The organism is Cupriavidus necator A5-1 (genome assembly GCF_000744095.1).
Lineage (GTDB): Bacteria > Pseudomonadota > Gammaproteobacteria > Burkholderiales > Burkholderiaceae > Cupriavidus > Cupriavidus necator_A.
The window spans coordinates 3022148-3038842 of sequence record NZ_JQLI01000008.1; the positions used below are offsets into that span (position 1 = coordinate 3022148).

Genomic DNA, 16695 nt, shown 5'->3' on the forward strand with positions numbered 1-16695 from the left:
TGAGAATACGTGGCCCGAGTAACAGATACCGTGGAACACTAGAACAACACTAGAACTTCTGTCGAATCCCCACGGCAGCAGCGAACATGCTGTTTTTTCCGGTCCCGAGGAAGTAACCGTTGGCGAAGCCGATCGCCGAGGTATCAAAATTGATGCCCGACTCCTTCACGTAGGCTGTCGTCAGATAGATATCGGTACGCTTGGAGAGGCTATAGTCCGCGATGAATGAAACTTGCCACGGATTCTTGATGTTGGTGCCGGCCAGGTTTTTTACGTCGTCGTAGAAATAAGTCAAAGCCAGGCTTATCGCGGGCGTGACCTGATAGGTTCCGCCAAGCCAGTAGAAATTGTCACGCAGCAAGGTCACCCCGCTTGCATCGGCATTTCGCCCCCAACGATATCCACCCATGACTTTGGCGGCGCCGAAGCTGTAACTGGCTGCTGCACCGGCCTTCTTGAAATCCCCGGTGGCACCTGCTGCGTTGAGCGTCGGGCTGTACTGGTCATAGACCACCGCCACGCCAAAGGGACCACTGGCATAGCCCAATGACGCACCGTACCCTGTGTCGCGTCGGAATTGACCCGGGACTTCACCGCCACCTGCCACACCGTTGCCGAACGACCAGTGAGCGAAAGCAGTGACCCCTCCGAACTGGCCGCTGTACTTTACGGTGTTGTCCGAGCGGTGGTTCAACCCTGTTTCGACCACCACCGGCTCGTACTGGGTCGGAAAGCCGCCAGGCGAGAAATTCGCAAAACCCTCGAATATGCTTGTATATTGCCGGCCAAAGGACAACTGGCCGAGTTGATCGCTACGGATGCCGACAAAGGCCTGCCGTCCGAAGAGCCGGCCGCCTTGCTGACTTTTCCCATCGTCCAGGCCGAAGCCGCTTTCGAGGACAAAGAGCCCTTTCCAGCCGCCACCCAAGTCCTCTACGCCGCGCAGACCCCAGCGAGAACCTGATAGTCCGCCTGAGCTCAAGCGGAAAAGATTCTCCGCCGGACCACGAGAAAGCCCGTTGGCGGGGGTTGGGGTGATACTTGAATAGTGACTTACGTATTCGATATTGGCATCGACGACGCCATAGAGCGTGACACTCGTCGATTGCGCATGCGCGCTGCCAGCGATCACCGCGAATGCAGCGAGCCAGATATGGCATCTTGCCATCTTGTTCATTCTCCTCCTTGTCCCTGTGGTTCATTAATTCTGTAGAACCGCTTGTTCGCGCGGAATCGTCTGGATGGATCCGGATAACGCTACGTTTCCTCGGAATCGAGACAACGAGTGGATGGCTCGCTGGTGAAGGGAAGTGAAATCAAGTTAATTGCGCCCTGCCCATTAACAGCAGCCAGTGCCTGACAGGTTCGAGTCGTAATGCACCATTCCTCGTCCAGACGAGGACAGTATAGGAACGCGCAATATATAGGTCAAATTGATGCGGATTATGTTACGCATAAACAGGACTGATCCTGATGCCAGGAGGCGCAAGCTGAAAGGGCTGAGTCCCCTGCCGTCCAGGACTCAGCCCTTTCTTAGCCTGGCTAGCCAAACCAACAGCCCAACTCGCTGGGCCGCATTAGCGCACGACGCCGCCACCGCGAAGAAGCGCGATAGCCATGACGTACATGGAGGACGCAACCACCATCAATATCATGCTTCCTACGATGGACGCGGTCATCATCTGTAACGCGAAGTCCGAAAGCAGGGATGCCCCTTGCCAACTCGCGCCGGCAAGCTGGCGGGAGACGCAGGAAATTCTTGTTCTGGCGGCGATGAGGAAGGCGTCATGCGACATCAGCGACTCCGGAGGAATAGGTAGCAAGGATTCGCATGAGCGAGATAAGCGTGACGATGCCGGCGAACTCGCCTTTCACGGAAAGCATGAATTTCCACCCTGGCGAGCGCAAACAGCGTCTTGATGCCAACCCATGGATTCCGTAAGCATCGGCATACCTGCTCACTCCGCTCGACGCCTGACACACACCATGTGCAGAAGTGTTCGCAGTTATTGGTCAGGAACTGATACCGGTCTTCGCCGAGGCGGGACTTTGCCCTCTCCACCACTTCGGTTCCGGCATAGATCGCATCCGGTTCAGCCTGAATTCTTACCCCCTTTCCTGCCGCAAAGCCGCGCAATGAAATGTATTCTATGGGGCGCCGCTTCGCGGAACGATCAAAGCCACCATAGTGAATGACCCGACCATCTCCCGCATAAATGCCGTGGTGCGCGTAGCCGTCCCGCTCACTAATAAGATGGGCGCCGACTCCGATAATTCGTTCCGTGCTCGCCAACTCTGGCGAAGCTGCAAACCGATCAAAATAAAGAGTTTCCATGGCGAGCCGCTGATAGCTTAGATGCGATGAATTCAGTACCATTGGCGGAACCACCGAAGCGCTAATCACCGCTCCTCGAACTGAAGGCAAAGCGAGTCCCTCCGAGGAGGTCCCTCCTCGGGAAATGGGTTCACTGCGCTCATTTCAGATTTGCATTGCGCCAGCTATCGCAGGCAAATGCGGTGCAGTTCCATTGTTCGCCGATACACGTTTTTCTGCTAATTCACGGTACCTTCAAAACTGGCCGTTCGGCGTTTTACGAGCGCACTGCTCGATCGCACCGGCCATGAAACAAGGGTAGGCGGCGGGCGCCACAAAACCCACTCTACGGAGGGCTGGCGCGGCCCCTACATTGGCTTCGAACGCTCATACTCGGGTATAGGCGTGGGACCGGGGCGCGCGCCGCAAGACGTCCTGAGAGCCCAGTGAGCCATCTGGAATGCGCGAATGGCTTTCGCTTCCCGGCCGGCGACCTCCGCCCTTCCGCTCCGAAATTTCAAATCACCGTGACTGCGTGCAGTCTCCGTCCTACTGTCGCCGATGTCGTGACAAAGCACCCAAAAGAAAACCCGCGGCCAGGCCGCGGGTTTCATTGCTGCTGACTCACTGAGGGAACTCAGACTTCCTCATACAACGGCAGCGTCAGGAACTCAGCAAAATCCTCCGACGTCGACATCTGCTCAAAAATCTCGGCAGCACGGTCATACGTCTTGGTATCGCCACCAACCAGTTCCTTCACCTTGGCCAGCTCTTCCGGGATCAGCTTGCGCACCAGCTCAGCCGTGACCTTGGTGCCATCTTCCAGCTTGCCCTTGGGCGAGCGGATCCACTGCCACACCTGCGAGCGCGAGATCTCGGCGGTGGCGGCGTCTTCCATCAGGTTGTGGATCGGCACGCAGCCGTTGCCGGCCAGCCAGGCGCCCAAGTAGTGGATGCCGACGTTGATGTTCATCCGCAGGCCGTGCTCGCTGATCGGCGTTTCCGGCTTGAAGTCGAGCAGGTCGGCGCCCTTCACTTGCACGTCCGGGCGTTGCTTCTCGAACTGGTTGGGCTTGTCGCCCAGCACCGCGACGAATTCCTTCATCGCCGGCTCGACCAGGCCCGGGTGGGCCACCCAGCCGCCGTCGTAGCCGTCGGTGGCATCGCGACGCTTGTCGCTGATGATGCCCTCCATCGCGATGGCGTTCTTCTCCGGATCGTTCTTGATCGGGATCAGCGCGCTCATGCCGCCGATGGCGGGAGCGCCGCGCTGGTGGCAGGTCTTGAGCAGCAGCAGCGCATAGGCACGCATGAACGGCGCGGTCATGGTGACCTTGGCGCGGTCGGCCAGGCAGAAGTCCTTGTCGTTCTTGAACTTCTTGATGCACGAGAAGATGTAGTCCCAGCGGCCGGCGTTCAGGCCAGCGCTGTGCTCACGCAGCTCATACAGGATCTCTTCCATCTCGAATGCGGCGAGAATGGTCTCGATCAGCACGGTGGCCTTGATCGTGCCTTGCGGCAGGCCGATCTCGTTCTGCGCCATCACGAAGATGTCGTTCCACAGGCGCGCTTCCAGATGGCTTTCCATCTTGGGCAGGTAGAAGAACGGGCCGGCGCCGCGGGCGATCTGCTCCTTGGCGTTGTGGAACAGGAACAGCGCGAAGTCGAAGATGCCGCCCGAGACGCGCTTGCCGTCGATGGTGACGTGCTTTTCATCCAGGTGCCAGCCGCGCGGACGCACCTGCAGCGTGGCGATCTTGTCGTGCAGCTTGTACTGCTTGCCCTTGGATTCCAGGGTCAGCGTGCGGCGCACGGCTGCCTTCAGGTTGACCTGGCCTTGCAGCTGGTTGTGCCAGTTCGGGGTGTTGGAATCCTCGAAGTCGGTCATGTAGCTGTCAGCGCCCGAGTTGAAGGCGTTGATGACCATCTTGGCTTCGACCGGGCCGGTGATTTCCACGCGGCGGCATTCCAGCGCCTTGGGCACCGGGGCAACCTTCCAGTCGCCTTCGCGGATGTTCTTGGTTTCCGGCAGGAAGTCGGGGATTTCGCCGGCGTCCAGGCGCTTGGCGCGTGCCACACGCGCGGCCAGCAGTTCCTGGCGGCGCGGCTCGAAGGCGCGGTGCAGCTTGTCTACCAGGGCCAGGGCTTCCGGCGTGAGGATATCTTCGTAGGCCGGCAGGGTTTCGCCGGTAATCTTCATGCCCGCGGGCAGCGTGATAGCCATCAGTGTTCTCCTGTAAACGATAGTGATAGCTTGGTTATTGGGGGGCCTGCTACACCGCCACGCCACGGGCGCGGACGAACTCAAGCAGGTCGTTCATGTCGTGCCCGGTGCCGGAGGGGGCTACGTCGAGCCGCTCCGCCGGATGGCCGGCACGGTTGATCCAGAAGGTGGTGTAGCCGTACCAGGTGGCGCCACACGCGTCCCAGCCGTTGGACGAGACAAAGAGCATGTCCTGCGCGTCCAGGCCAAACGCCAGGGGTCCCAGTGCGTACGCAGCGGGGGCGGTCTTGTACTGGCGCACGGCGTCCACCGACAGCACGTGGTCGAAGAGCCCAGCCATGCCGGCGCTCTTGACCGAAATGTCCAGCATCTCGGCATTGCCATTCGACAGGATGCCCAGCGGCAGCCCGGCGCGGCGCAGGCGCTTGAGCGCGCCCAGGTTCTCCGGGAAGGCCGACAGGCAGGCGTATTCCTTCAGCAGCTGCGCTTCGGCGGCCTCGTCCAGCGCCAGGTTCAGGCGCTCGGCGGCGTAGCGCAGCGCGTCCACGGTGATCGCCCAGAACGGCTTGTAGCGCGCACCGTCGGGCGCGGCCATGGTGCGGATGCGGGTGTAGTCGATCTGGCGGTCGCGCCACAGCAAAGCCAGAGCCTCGCCGCGGCCCGGGAACAGCTGTTCCGCGCGCGCGGTGACGGAATACACGTCGAACAGCGTGCCGTAGGCATCGAAGACGACTGCGCGGATCTTGTTCATGAGGGCTGGGGCAACCGTATGTCTCTGGCAGGACCACAACTGCGTGGCCCTGTACACCGATGGATGCATGGCATTGTAGGGAGACGCTGCAGTGCGGCAAAGGTGCCCCGGGTCACTTGATCTTTTACTTTTCGACCACTAATCTTGGCTGACTAAAACGATACTCCGCACCAAATCCTCCCCATTGCCGGCCGCACGCGCGCAGAAAGCCTGCCCACGTGACCGTGCCAGCACAATCAGCGCGACCCCGGGCGAACATTCGTGGACCATTTCAAGCAACTGGAGACTTTTGTATCCGTCGCCTCGCGCGGCAGTTTGTCGGCAGCGGCGGCGGCCGAAGGCGTGGCGCCGGCCATTATCGGGCGACGCATCGATGCGCTGGAGGAGCGCCTGGGCGTCAAGTTGCTGGTACGCACCACGCGCAAGATCAGCCTGACCTTCGAGGGCTCGGCCTTCCTGGAGGACTGCCAGCGCATCCTGAACGACCTGCACAATGCCGAGGCTAGCGTGTCGGCCGGCGGCGTCAAGGCCAGCGGCCACCTGCGCGTGACCGCGCCGGCGGGCTATGGCCGCAAGCACGTGGCGCCGCTGGTGCCGCTGTTTATTGAGTCGCACCCCGATGTGAGCATCACGCTGGACCTGTCGGACCGCGTGGTCGACCTGGTTAACGAGGGCTTCGACTGCGCTATCCGGCTGGGCGACCTGCCCGACTCCAGCCTGGTGTCGATCCGGCTGGCCGAGACGCGCCGCGTGGTGGTGGCCTCACCCGACTACCTGGCGCGCGCGGGCCGCCCGAAGACACCCGAGGACCTGCAGCGCCACAATTGCCTTGCCTTTGGCGCCAGCGCCAACGTGCAGCGCGGCTGGGTGTTCCAGGAGGACGGCCGCGCGGTCACAGTCAAGGTGGGCGGGACCATGGAATGCAGCGACGGCGCCGTGCTGCATGAGTGGTGCCTGCAGGGCAACGGGCTGGCCTGGCGTTCGTGGTGGGAAGTGGGCCGCGAGATCGCCACGGGGCGGCTGGTGACGGTGCTGGACGACTTCCAGGCGCCGCCGGTCGGCATCCACGCGGTGTTCCCGCAACGCAAGCACTTGCCGTTGCGCGTGCGGCTGTTTATTGACCACCTGAAGAACACCTACGGCAATCCGGCCTATTGGCGCCGGGCGGAGCAGGCGCCGGTCGTGCCCGCAAATGCCGAAGCGCTGGCGGGCTGAGGGAGGCGGCGGCTCGCGTGATCTGAGGCACTTTTGTTGCAATTGATGTTGCGCAATGCCCTTCTCGGCACACTGACTACAATGGATTCGTGACAGGCGCTTTCCGCCGCCGAGGCGTCTCCCCGGATGCCTGCCCGGCTGGCCTGCCCCGTTCCCTAGTCAGAAAAGGAGCCCCGCATGTTCCAACACATCCTGCTACCCACCGACGGCTCGGAACTCTCCAAGAAAGCCATCAACGGCGGGCTGGAGCTCGCCAAGGCCATCGGCGCGCGCGTCACGGCCTATGTCTGCCTGGAGGAATATCCGTACACCCCGTTCAGCGAAATCGTGGTCGAGGCGCCGCAAGCTTTCAAGGACCGCATCGAGAACCAGGCCAAGCTTTACCTGAAGGAAGTCGAGAACCTGGCCACCTCGGCCGGCGTCACCTTTGACGCCGACATGTCGACCTTTGCCGTGCCCTACCTCGGCATCATCGACGCGGCCGAGCGCCATGGCTGCGATGTGATCTTCATGGCCTCGCACGGGCGGCGCGGGCTTTCGGGCCTGCTGCTCGGCAGCGAGACGCAGAAGGTGCTGACGCATACCGACATCCCGGTGATCGTCTATCGCTGAGCGCCTATGAACTGCCCCAAGAGCTGAAGCCCGACTCTTGGGGCGTTTTCCTTTCAGGTCCAGTGTCAATGTGGGAAGCGCTGAGACCATGCTTCGAATTGCGAGCATCAGTACTGGTACACCACTTGCAACCCGGCGGTCACCGCCGCAGTATGGAACGCGGTGGGCTTGTAGATCGGAGTACCGACGAACAGGTCAGACGAGACCGAGCCCATACGGGGAGCCCAGCCCGCCGCGCAGGCCGATCACCGCACCAGCGAGCTGCGTGCCCGCCAGCGCTGCCGTGGTCGGCCCGAACACCAGCTCCAGGCCCGCGTATAGTGCCTGCCCGCTGCCGCCCAGCGGCGCCTGCAATTCATTGCGCCAGTAGAAGCCACGCTCGCCGGCCAGCAGGTTTTCACCGTCGAAGCCGCGCACCGTGTAGCGGCTGCTAATGGTCAGCGTGTCGATGTAATACAGGCGGTCGTTGGTGAACTGGCCGTGAAAGGTGGTGACATAGCGTAGCGACTGCTCGCCCAGCTTGAATGGCGCCGAAAGATTGGCATCCGCCACGACCATGCGAAAGCGCCATGTAGGCGCGCCGGCGGCGGCCCAGCACATCCGCCTGTGCGCCTAAACCGCCGACGCCCTGGCGATAGGCCAGGCTGCCGTCAAACTGCGCAGCGCCGAAGCGTGACCCCAAACTCGACCACCGTGTTGTTGCGGCGCTGCTGCGCGATCTCGGTGTCTTCGATGAAGCTCTTGCCAAAGCGCCGCGTCAGGCGAAACTGCATACCGAACACGTCGTCCTGGCCGCGGCTGAGCACCCGATGCAGCTTCAGGTCCGCTGTTTCTGTCTGACCGCTGGAGACGAAAGTCCGGTTGACCCCGGCAATCTGCTGAGAATAGTTGTTCGTATTGGCCGTCAGGATCGCTGTCCAATATTCCCATGGCACCGAGTAATAGCCATTCCAGCCACGCGTGCCATGCTCCTTGTTTGAAAAGCCAAGGTCCTGGCTGTAGCCCACATTGAAGAGATCGTTCAGCCCGAGCGGATTGTCAATTCCAAGGCTCAGGTTGCCCTGCCATTTGCCGGTCGAGCGCGTGCCCGAGTTATCCACCGACGCCACGACCGTCCACGGCTTGCGGCGCCTGACGGCAATCACCACATCGCTCACGCCCGCAGCCCTGGTCGGCATGATCTGCATATCCACATCCTGGCTCGCCACCCGCTTCATCTGCTCCAGGCCCTGTTCGAGCTCGCGCAGGTTCAGCAGGTCACCCGGGGCGGGCCGGAAAGGCGCTCTTCCACGTGCCCCAAAGATCCGGCTCCGAAAAGCGCAATCCCGCCGATCACACCGGGGATCAGAGCGAGGCGCAGCGTGCCGGAACCCAGATCCTGCTCGGGCACGAGCACGCGGGTGGTGACGTAGCCTTTGCTCAGGATCGCCTGGGAAACACCTTTTACCAGCAGGTCGATGCCTTGCTTGCCGACGCAGGCGCCCTGGTAGTGGTCGAGCCACGTGCGGGCGAAGGCGAATGGGTCTTGCGGCAATGCAGAGGCGCCTTGCCGTTGGGATGCCTCCGGCAGGTCAGCGGGGACGTCGAGGGTGAAGCGGTCGATGCGGAAGCATGGCGTCTCCGCGGGCAGTGGCGCGAATTCGACCGGAACGATGTCTGCGGCGCGTACGGTTGGAGTCTGAACGGTCTGGGCGCGTTCACGGGCTTCCTGTTGCTGGCGAGTGCGCTGGTCTTGTTCGGCATTGGTGAGTGCTGCGGATTGTGCTGGTGAGGCGATGACCTGGGCGCGAAGGGATGCCGAAACCATCAGCATGCCGGCGATGGGCATGGTGGCAAACGATTTTGTTCTTTTCATGCTGTTACGACGAATGCTAAAGGTGCTGGACCGGGCGTGGTATTGATGCGCTGCCCGGTGTAACTGTGTTACCCCCTTAGTCCTCTGTGGGAGATCGCACGACTGCGGGAGACGATCAAGCGGGCCCACTACATCGCCGAGCTGCTGTATGGGAATGGCGGCGTGATGGCGGATAGCTGGATGCGGGAATTGCAGCAGGAGCCGTGCATCGTCGAGGCCTTGGAGGCGGACTATGCAAGCGGCACCCCCGGCTCCCGGGGCTGGCAGGGCGAAGTCCGGACACCGGAACACGAGGTGCAGCTAGCCACGATCGGGCGGGAACGCTGGCCCCCATCGCGAAGCGCCGAGCTCGCGCGAAGTAGCTCACGCCGGCCCCGGCTTGGTCGATTGCCCAGCCCGACGGCCGGCCTAGCGTGTTGCTAGCCTATTGCCAGCCGTCAATTCGGAATGCAGCACTGCAAAAGCGCGTATTGTGGAATGCGTGCCTCATTGCCCTACCCGGATGACCAGTGCAAAGAGTGCAAAGACTGCATGCATACATTTGGCCAGTATCCCAAAGGCGATCATCCCCTTAAATGATTCTGCCCGCGGTAGTCATGGGCACCATAGTTCAGGGGTCAGCATCAGGACCAGCAGGATATAAATGGTCAATCCTACGGCATAAGGGTGCATGGCAGTTCCCTCAGAGTCATAACAGCGTTGGGTTTAAGTTTCATTTAAGAAACGTACTCTGACGAGGTAGAACTGTTCGCAACCCAACAGAGCGCAACCCATGTGGCCGGTATGCAGCGGGGCCGGCTAGTGCTAATCAAAAACGACTGTGATCACTAAGGCGCGTCCCACCTGTTGAACAGCTGCCCGTTAACCCGCGTCAGCATTGGGAAACAAAAAACCGCGCCGTCCCTGAGAGAGAACGGCGCGGCGCCTAAAGCAGAAGACGTGATGGTCGCACGCCTTCCATACCGCCGGGCCCCACGACCCGGCGGAGGTGACCAGGAGAGTCAGGCCACTTTCTTGTCTTCGAAGAACTGCTCGTCTTCGGTCGAACCCTTCAGTGCGGTCGTCGACGACTGGCCGCCTTCGATGGTCTGCGTCACGGCGTCGAAGTAGCCGGTGCCGACTTCGCGCTGGTGCTTGACCGCGGTGAAGCCCTTCTCGGCTGCCTTGAACTCGGCTTCCTGCAGTTCCACGAACGCGCTCATCTGGTTGCGGGCGTAGCCATAGGCCAGGTTGAACATCGAGTAGTTCAGCGAGTGGAAGCCGGCCAGCGTGATGAACTGGAACTTGTAGCCCATCGCGCCCAGTTCCTTCTGGAACTTGGCGATGGTGGCATCGTCCAGGTTCTTCTTCCAGTTGAACGACGGCGAGCAGTTGTAGGCCAGCATCTTGCCCGGGAACTTGGCGTGCACGGCTTCGGCAAACTTCTTGGCGAACTCGAGGTCCGGCTTGCCGGTTTCGCACCACACCAGGTCAGCGACTTCTGCGTAGGCCAGGGCGCGCGAGATCGACTGCTCCAGGCCGTTGCGCACGCGGTAGAAACCTTCCACGGTGCGCTCGCCGGTGCAGAACGGCTTGTCGTTGTCGTCCACGTCCGAGGTCAGCAGGTCGGCGGCTTCGGCGTCGGTACGGGCGATCACCAGGGTCGGCACGCCCGAGACGTCGGCGGCCAGGCGCGCAGCGGTCAGCTTGGCGACGGCTTCGCGGGTCGGCACCAGTACCTTGCCGCCCATGTGGCCGCACTTCTTGACCGAAGCGAGCTGGTCTTCGAAGTGAACGCCGGCGGCGCCCGCTTCGATCATGGACTTCATCAGTTCGAATGCGTTCAGCACGCCGCCGAAGCCGGCTTCGGCGTCAGCCACGATCGGGGCGAAGAAGTCGGTGTCGCCCTTGCCTTCGCTCCACTGGATCTGGTCGGCGCGCTGGAAGGTGTTGTTGATGCGCTTAACGACTTGCGGCACCGAGTTGGCCGGGTACAGCGACTGGTCGGGGTACATTTCACCGGCCAGGTTGGCGTCGCCGGCGACTTGCCAACCCGACAGGTAGATTGCCTTCAGGCCGGCCTTCACTTGCTGCATGGCCTGGTTGCCGGTCAGCGCGCCCAGCGAGTTGACGAACGGCTCGGTGTGCAGCAGGTTCCACAGCTTTTCCGAGCCGCGGCGGGCCAGGGTGTGCTCGACCTGGACCGAACCACGCAGGCGCACGACGTCTTCGGCGGTGAAGTTGCGCTTGATACCCGTCCAGCGGGGATTGGTATCCCAGTCTTTCTGCAGGGCCTGGATCTGTTCTTGGCGGTTCATGGTCACTCTCCCGAAGGTGTTTTGGGGATGGCTGAGAATCTCTTGATCACCTGGCCTGACCGCGCTGCCGTGGGGCTGTGTTTCGCGCTTCAGGTCATGTGTCTTATATAAGAGTGTAGGGAATGCTCCCGCGTCGCAACAAGCCCGATATGCAGTTGATGCTTAGTTTTTTTGTTCTTGTAATTCAATGGCTTGCAGAATTTATTTCACGATGCGGGACAGAATCTTCCATCATGAGAAATGGCCTTGTGCTCTGCAAACCATGTATTTTTGCGGTCCAAAACGGCTTTCCACATCGTGAAAAATAGCCATTTACGCCACCCGTGGGTCCGTGAGGCCCGGAAAGAGCAAAACGGCGCCGCAAGGGCGCCGTTTGTCTGGGTGAACCACCCGGATCAGGCCGCAGCCGTATCGCGCGCGCGCCGATACGCAACCCAGTCGCCGCCGTCGATGCGCGGCAACGCCGCCACCGCCGCATCGGACACCGGATAAAGCAGGCAAGTCACGGCATGTCCGCCGTGCCATACGTCCCGCTCCTCGCGCACGAACAGCGTGGCCTGGCCGGGATAGACCTCCTCGATCTCGTCCAGCACCGGCAAAAGTGCGTCGGCCACATCGTAGACATCGCCCGCTACCGGGCCGGCGTTGTCGTCCAGCACCAGCCCCGGATAGCTGCCGAAGTCATACAGCCTGCCGGCCACCGTCGCCGTGCCCAACAACGTGGGCGCGGCAATGCCGTGACGCTGCGCGGCGGCGTTCAGGTCATTGACCTCGCCCGCGCGCAGCGTGCCGTAGACAAAGACGCGCGGCATGCTCAGCCCTCCAGCTTCTCGTCCGAGACCAGCACGCCATCGGCGTCGGCGTAGATCCAGTTGCCGGGGCGCACGACGGTGCCGGGCATCTGTACCGTGACGTCGCTTTCGCCAACGTTGCGCTTCTGGCTCTTCTGCGGATGCGCGGCGAGCGCGCGGATGCCGATATCGCACGCATCCAGCTCGGCGGTATCGCGGATGCAGCCGTTAACGACGATGCCGGCCCAACCGTTCTTCTCGGCCAGCACGCCGAGGTTGCCGCCGACCAGCGCGCAGCGCTGCGAGCCGCCGCCGTCGATCACCAGCACCCTGCCCTGGCCCGGCGCTTCCAGCACGGTGCGCACCAGCGAGTTGTCTTCGAACACCTTAAGCGTGGCCGCGGGGCCGGCAAAGGCGCCCTGCTTGCCGAAGGCACGGAACACCGGCGCCATGACGCGCAGGGTGCCGGCTGCAAGGCGGTCTTCATGCGCGTCGCACAGGTCGGTGGTGACAGGCTTCATCGATAGTCTCCTGATGGGATGGAAAGAATTCGGTGGGGCCGCCTCAGCCTTTCTGGCTGGCAAGCGCCTGCGCGCGAATCGCGCTCAGTGTGGTGCGCGGCGTGATCACGTCGGGGTCCACACGGATCTCGATCAGCGTCGAGACCGGCGCGGCCAGCGCCTCGCGCAAGGCCGGCGCGAAGGCCTCGGTGGTGGTCACGATCTCGCCGCGGGCGCCATAGGCGCGTGCCAGCGCGGCAAAGTCCGGGTTATGCAGCTCGGTGCCGGATACATGCCCCGGGTACTCGCGCTCCTGGTGCATGCGGATGGTGCCGTACATGCCGTTGTTGACGACGATAAACACCACCGGCGCCTGGTATTGCATCGACGTGGCCAGCTCCTGGCCGTTCATCAGGAAGCAGCCGTCGCCGGCCAGCGCGACCACGGTGCGCTGCGGGAAGGCGATCTTGGCGCCGATCGCAGCCGGCACGCCGTAGCCCATCGCACCGCTGGTCGGGGCCAGCTGGCCGCGCGCGCCGCTCACAAACGGGCGGTAGCGGAAATAGCGGTGCAGCCAGCCTGCATAGTTGCCGGCACCGTTGGTCACCACCGCATCGGCGGGCAGCATCTGGTCCAGCGTCCGGATCACCTCGGCCATGTCGACGCCCTGCCCCGTGAACGCCGGGGGCTGCAAGTAGCGTTCATAGTCGGCATGCGCGGCATCGGTCCAGGCTTTCCAGCGCGGCGTGGCGGCCGGCTGCAGCCCCGCGAGGCGCGCGGCGATGGCGGGCATCGACGCGTGGATCATCAGGTCGGCCTGGTAGACGCTGCCCAGTTCCTCCGGGCCGGCATGCACGTGGATCAGCGTCTGCGCCGGCCGCGGCGCGGCAATCAGCGAATAGCCGCCGGTGGTCATCTCGCCCAGCCGCGGGCCGATCGCCAGCACCAGGTCGGCATTGCGGATGCGCTCGGCCAGCGCCGGGTTGATGCCGATGCCGACATCGCCGGCGTAGTTGGGATGCCGGTTGTCGAACAGGTCCTGGCCACGGAAGGCACAGCCCACCGGCAGCGAGAAACGTTCGGCAAAGGCCTGCAGGTCGGCGCACGCCGGCGGCGTCCAGCCGCTGCCGCCGGCCAGCACGAAGGGGCGCTCGGCGGCAGCGAGCATGTCCGTGAGCCGCGCCAGGTCGGCTTCGCCCGGCCAGCTCATCACGCGCTGGTAGGCATGCAGCTGCAGCACGGTGGCGGTCTGCGCCAGCATGTCCTCGGGCAGCGCCAGCACAACTGGCCCCGGGCGGCCCGAAGTGGCGGTCTGGTAGGCGCGTGCGATGTATTCGGGGATGCGTTCCACGCGGTCGATCTGCGCCACCCATTTGGCCATCTGGCCGAACATGCGGCGGTAGTCGATCTCCTGGAAGGCCTCGCGGTCCATGAAGTCGGTGCCAACCTGGCCGATAAACAGGATCATCGGCGTCGAGTCCTGGAAGGCCGTGTGCACGCCGATGCTGGCATTGGTCGCGCCGGGCCCGCGCGTGCAGAAGGCCAGCCCGGGGCGGCCGGTCAGCTTGCCGTAGGCTTCGGCCATCACCGCCGCCCCGCCCTCCTGGCGACAGATGATGAAGCGGATCTGGTCGCGGCGGCGGTGGAAGCCATCGAGCACCGCGAGGTAGCTTTCACCCGGCACGCCGAAGGCCAACTCGCCGCCGTGCGCCAGCAGCGCATCGACCAGGATATGGCCGCCCGGCAGCGGCGTGTCGCGATCGGAACCGTCTTGCTGGGTGGAAGTGGCCGGCGTCAATGACATGGAAGCATCCTCAGGCAAACGATTTCGGAAAGCGGTGCGCGGGTGCGCCGCGGTCGTCGCTAGGCAGCCGCCGCCGCGCCACGGCGCGAGCGGTTGCCGTTGCCCACGGTCACCGCGGTGAAGATCGACAGCAGCTGGAAGCCGCCGATCATGAAGAACACCCAGGCCGGCAGGCGCGCGTCCATCAGCGCGCCAAAGAACAGCGGGCCGCTCGCCAGGCCGATATCGAGCCCGGAATAGACCACGCCATAGACGCGCCCGGTGGCACCCGCGGGCGCGGCCGCGCGCACCAGCAGGTCGCGCGAGGGTCCTGCGGTACCGGCGCCAAAGCCGATCAGGCCCATCAGCACTGGCACCAGCAGCCCCGGCACCACGTTCAGCCCGACCAGCACCGCCATCAGGCCCGACACGGTGAAGCTGACCGCGATCAGCCGGTCATGATTGCTGGTGCGGCTGGCGGCAAACCCGCCGACGATCATGCCGCCGGCGCTGCACAGCATGTAGATGGTGTAGGAGGCAGTGGCCAGCGTGAACGGCATGCCGTACAGGTAGGTCAGCGCGGTGGGCGCAAAGCTCTGGATACCGGCGGCCGAGAACGTGGTCAGCAGGAAGAAGGCCCAGCACACCCATACCTGCGGCAAGCGCAGGAAGCCCAGCAGGCTGCCGCCGGCGGCCTTGGCCGCGGACCGGCCCACGGCGCCGTGCACTTCGCGCGGGTCCAGCACGTGGCGCAGCACCACCAATACGGCCAGCACGACAAAAGCCACCGCCGACGCCGCTGCCAGCGCCACGCGCCAGCTGGCGAGGTTGGCGATGGTGACCAGGAACAGCGGCGCCGCGGCCCAGCCGAGGTTGCCGGAAATGCCGTGCACCGAGAACGCATGGCCCAGCCGCGGCTGCGACACATGCTTGTTCAGCAGGGTGAAGTCGGCAGGGTGGAACACGCCGTTGCCCAGCCCCGCCACCGCCGCCCCGAACAGCAGCGCGGCGTAGCCCCCGCTGGTCGACAACAGCAGTGCCGCAGTGCCCAGGAAGGCCAGGCCGGCGAACAGCACGGGCCGCGCGCCGAAGCGGTCCACGACGAAGCCCGAGGCCGTCTGCACCACCGCCGACACGGCAAAGAACACCGTCATCAGCAAACCCAGCTCGGCGTAGCTCAGGCCGAATTCCGCCTTGATCCACGGGAACAGCGGCGCCAGCAGCAGGTGATAGAAATGCGAGACCCCGTGCGCCAGCCCCACCAGCCCGATCACCTGGGCGTCATGACGAAGGGGATTGCGCGTGGGATCGAGTGCGGCGGTGGACATGGTGCTGGCGGTTGGTGGCTCTGCGGCAGGACGGGGATGCGGGGCGGCGGCGCACAAAGAAAAACGCGGGCCGAAGCCCGCATCATAGAGGAAAACCGCCCTTCGCTGCAGCCAGGTGGCGGCCACGCCGCCCGGCGGCATCCCTTACATCTGCTTGAACAGGTGCGCGTACTGCCGCGCCACCGGCAGCAGTTCCGGCCGGTCGCGCAGCCGCAGCGACAGCCGGCCCAGCGACTGGTTGACCGCACTGGCCACGCAGGCGATGTTGACCACGGTGCCGCGGTGGACCTGCCAGAAGCGCTCCGGGTCCAGCTGCTGGGTCAGTTCGCGCAGGCTGGTGCGGATCAGCGCCTCGCCGTTGCTGGAGACCACGTTGACATACTTGTCGGTGGCTTCCAGGTAAATGACCTCGTCCACGGGGATGATGCGCACCTCCTGCCCCACCAGCGCCTTGATAAAGCGCAGGTACTGCCGCGGCGGCGCGCCGGGGGTGGCGTGCTCGAGCGACTCCAGGCGCGCCAGCAACTGCCCGAGGCGGTCGGTATCGAGCGTGTCGCTGCCGGACTCATCATCGTCGGCCGCATCGGCGTCGTCGGCATCGGTCTGCAGCCGCTCCTTGAGGCGGTTCACCGTCGCCTCCAGCCGTTCGCGCTGGACCGGCTTGAGCACATAGTCCACCGCCGCGCGCTCGAAGGCCTCCAGCGCAAACTGGTCATACGCGGTAACAAAGACCACCAGCGGCGGCGTATCGAATTCGATCAGCTCGCGCGCCACGTCCATGCCGCTCATGCCCGGCATGCGGATATCCAGGAAGCACACGCGCGGCTGGTGCTCGCGCGCGGCGGCGAGCGCCGCCATGCCGTCGTGGACTACGGAAACGATACGGGCCTCGGGCCACAGCGACTTCAGTTCGGATTCCAGCACGCGCGCCAGCAACGCTTCGTCGTCGGCAATCAGCAGGGTCGGGGTCATGGGGGGCTTGGGGGCTTGGTCCTGCGCTATCAGCGGCACCGCTCGGGGCGGCG

At 63.7% G+C, this 16695-nt stretch carries 13 protein-coding genes and 1 pseudogene; 2 read left to right on the forward strand and 12 right to left on the reverse strand.

The features are described 5' to 3' along the window. Positions 1–49: 49 nt before the first annotated feature. The 5 genes from K307_RS37850 to K307_RS37865 form a co-directional block, all read right to left on the reverse strand. Positions 50–1168, reverse strand: coding sequence for a porin (locus K307_RS37850; RefSeq protein ID WP_042887965.1), 1119 nt, complete (start codon positions 1166–1168; stop codon positions 50–52). A gap of 409 nt (positions 1169–1577) precedes the next feature. After that, the gene (locus K307_RS37855) at positions 1578–1796 is read right to left on the reverse strand and encodes a hypothetical protein (protein ID WP_042886204.1); all 219 of its coding nucleotides are present in this window, start codon (positions 1794–1796) and stop codon (positions 1578–1580) included. Next, complete coding sequence (locus K307_RS47000) at positions 1796–2335, reverse strand: lecithin retinol acyltransferase family protein (protein WP_080745450.1); 540 nt, start codon at positions 2333–2335, stop codon at positions 1796–1798. Before K307_RS47000 ends, K307_RS37855 begins: the two co-directional genes overlap by 1 nt. A 616-nt stretch (positions 2336–2951) precedes the next feature. Further along, positions 2952–4538, reverse strand: a complete 1587-nt coding sequence (aceB, locus tag K307_RS37860; RefSeq protein ID WP_042886205.1) for a malate synthase A — start codon at positions 4536–4538, stop codon at positions 2952–2954. Between the two features lie 49 nt (positions 4539–4587). Continuing rightward, positions 4588–5289 (reverse strand): haloacid dehalogenase type II, encoded by a 702-nt coding sequence (locus K307_RS37865; protein WP_042886206.1) that lies wholly within the window; start codon positions 5287–5289, stop codon positions 4588–4590. A 261-nt stretch (positions 5290–5550) separates the two neighbouring features. On the opposite strand from K307_RS37865, the gene K307_RS37870 reads away from it, so the two are divergent. Beyond that, positions 5551–6504, forward strand: coding sequence for a LysR family transcriptional regulator (locus tag K307_RS37870; protein ID WP_042886207.1), 954 nt, complete (start codon positions 5551–5553; stop codon positions 6502–6504). Positions 6505–6681: 177 nt separating this feature from the next. Continuing rightward, entirely contained in the window at positions 6682–7116 is a 435-nt protein-coding gene (locus K307_RS37875; protein WP_042886208.1) for a universal stress protein, read from the forward strand. Positions 7117–7223: 107 nt separating this feature from the next. On the opposite strand, the pseudogene K307_RS50115 reads toward K307_RS37875, so the two are convergent. From K307_RS50115 to K307_RS37910, 7 genes and pseudogenes are all read right to left on the reverse strand, one after another. Then, positions 7224–8971: pseudogene (locus tag K307_RS50115) on the reverse strand (ShlB/FhaC/HecB family hemolysin secretion/activation protein). A gap of 1001 nt (positions 8972–9972) precedes the next feature. Beyond that, positions 9973–11268 carry an isocitrate lyase gene (aceA, locus tag K307_RS37885; RefSeq protein WP_042886209.1) on the reverse strand — a complete coding sequence of 432 codons (1296 nt, stop codon included), beginning with the start codon at positions 11266–11268 and terminating at the stop codon, positions 9973–9975. A 395-nt stretch (positions 11269–11663) separates the two neighbouring features. After that, entirely contained in the window at positions 11664–12080 is a 417-nt protein-coding gene (locus K307_RS37890) for a gamma-glutamylcyclotransferase family protein (RefSeq protein ID WP_042886210.1), read from the reverse strand. A gap of 2 nt (positions 12081–12082) precedes the next feature. Further along, a complete protein-coding gene (gene rraA / locus K307_RS37895; protein ID WP_042886211.1) occupies positions 12083–12580 on the reverse strand; it encodes a ribonuclease E activity regulator RraA in 498 nt (165 codons plus the stop codon). Positions 12581–12623: 43 nt separating this feature from the next. After that, complete coding sequence (locus tag K307_RS37900) at positions 12624–14363, reverse strand: thiamine pyrophosphate-binding protein (protein ID WP_230626330.1); 1740 nt, start codon at positions 14361–14363, stop codon at positions 12624–12626. Between the two features lie 59 nt (positions 14364–14422). Next, positions 14423–15670, reverse strand: a complete 1248-nt coding sequence (locus tag K307_RS37905; protein ID WP_042887967.1) for an MFS transporter — start codon at positions 15668–15670, stop codon at positions 14423–14425. A gap of 144 nt (positions 15671–15814) precedes the next feature. After that, entirely contained in the window at positions 15815–16642 is an 828-nt protein-coding gene (locus tag K307_RS37910; RefSeq protein WP_042886212.1) for a LytR/AlgR family response regulator transcription factor, read from the reverse strand. Between the last annotated feature and the right edge of the window lie 53 nt (positions 16643–16695).

Excerpts from the sequence above, each read along its gene's own strand:
- K307_RS37865 (WP_042886206.1), bottom strand. The coding sequence starts at position 5,289 with ATGAACAAGATCCGCGCAGTCGTCTTCGATGCCTACGGCACGCTGTTC.
- aceA (WP_042886209.1), bottom strand. The coding sequence starts at position 11,268 with ATGAACCGCCAAGAACAGATCCAGGCCCTGCAGAAAGACTGGGATACC.
- K307_RS47000 (WP_080745450.1), bottom strand. The coding sequence starts at position 2,335 with ATGGAAACTCTTTATTTTGATCGGTTTGCAGCTTCGCCAGAGTTGGCG.
- K307_RS37850 (WP_042887965.1), bottom strand. The coding sequence starts at position 1,168 with ATGGCAAGATGCCATATCTGGCTCGCTGCATTCGCGGTGATCGCTGGC.
- K307_RS37875 (WP_042886208.1), top strand. The coding sequence starts at position 6,682 with ATGTTCCAACACATCCTGCTACCCACCGACGGCTCGGAACTCTCCAAG.
- K307_RS37910 (WP_042886212.1), bottom strand. The coding sequence starts at position 16,642 with ATGACCCCGACCCTGCTGATTGCCGACGACGAAGCGTTGCTGGCGCGC.
- K307_RS37905 (WP_042887967.1), bottom strand. The coding sequence starts at position 15,670 with ATGTCCACCGCCGCACTCGATCCCACGCGCAATCCCCTTCGTCATGAC.
- rraA (WP_042886211.1), bottom strand. The coding sequence starts at position 12,580 with ATGAAGCCTGTCACCACCGACCTGTGCGACGCGCATGAAGACCGCCTT.
- aceB (WP_042886205.1), bottom strand. The coding sequence starts at position 4,538 with ATGGCTATCACGCTGCCCGCGGGCATGAAGATTACCGGCGAAACCCTG.
- K307_RS37890 (WP_042886210.1), bottom strand. The coding sequence starts at position 12,080 with ATGCCGCGCGTCTTTGTCTACGGCACGCTGCGCGCGGGCGAGGTCAAT.
- K307_RS37900 (WP_230626330.1), bottom strand. The coding sequence starts at position 14,363 with ATGTCATTGACGCCGGCCACTTCCACCCAGCAAGACGGTTCCGATCGC.
- K307_RS37855 (WP_042886204.1), bottom strand. The coding sequence starts at position 1,796 with ATGTCGCATGACGCCTTCCTCATCGCCGCCAGAACAAGAATTTCCTGC.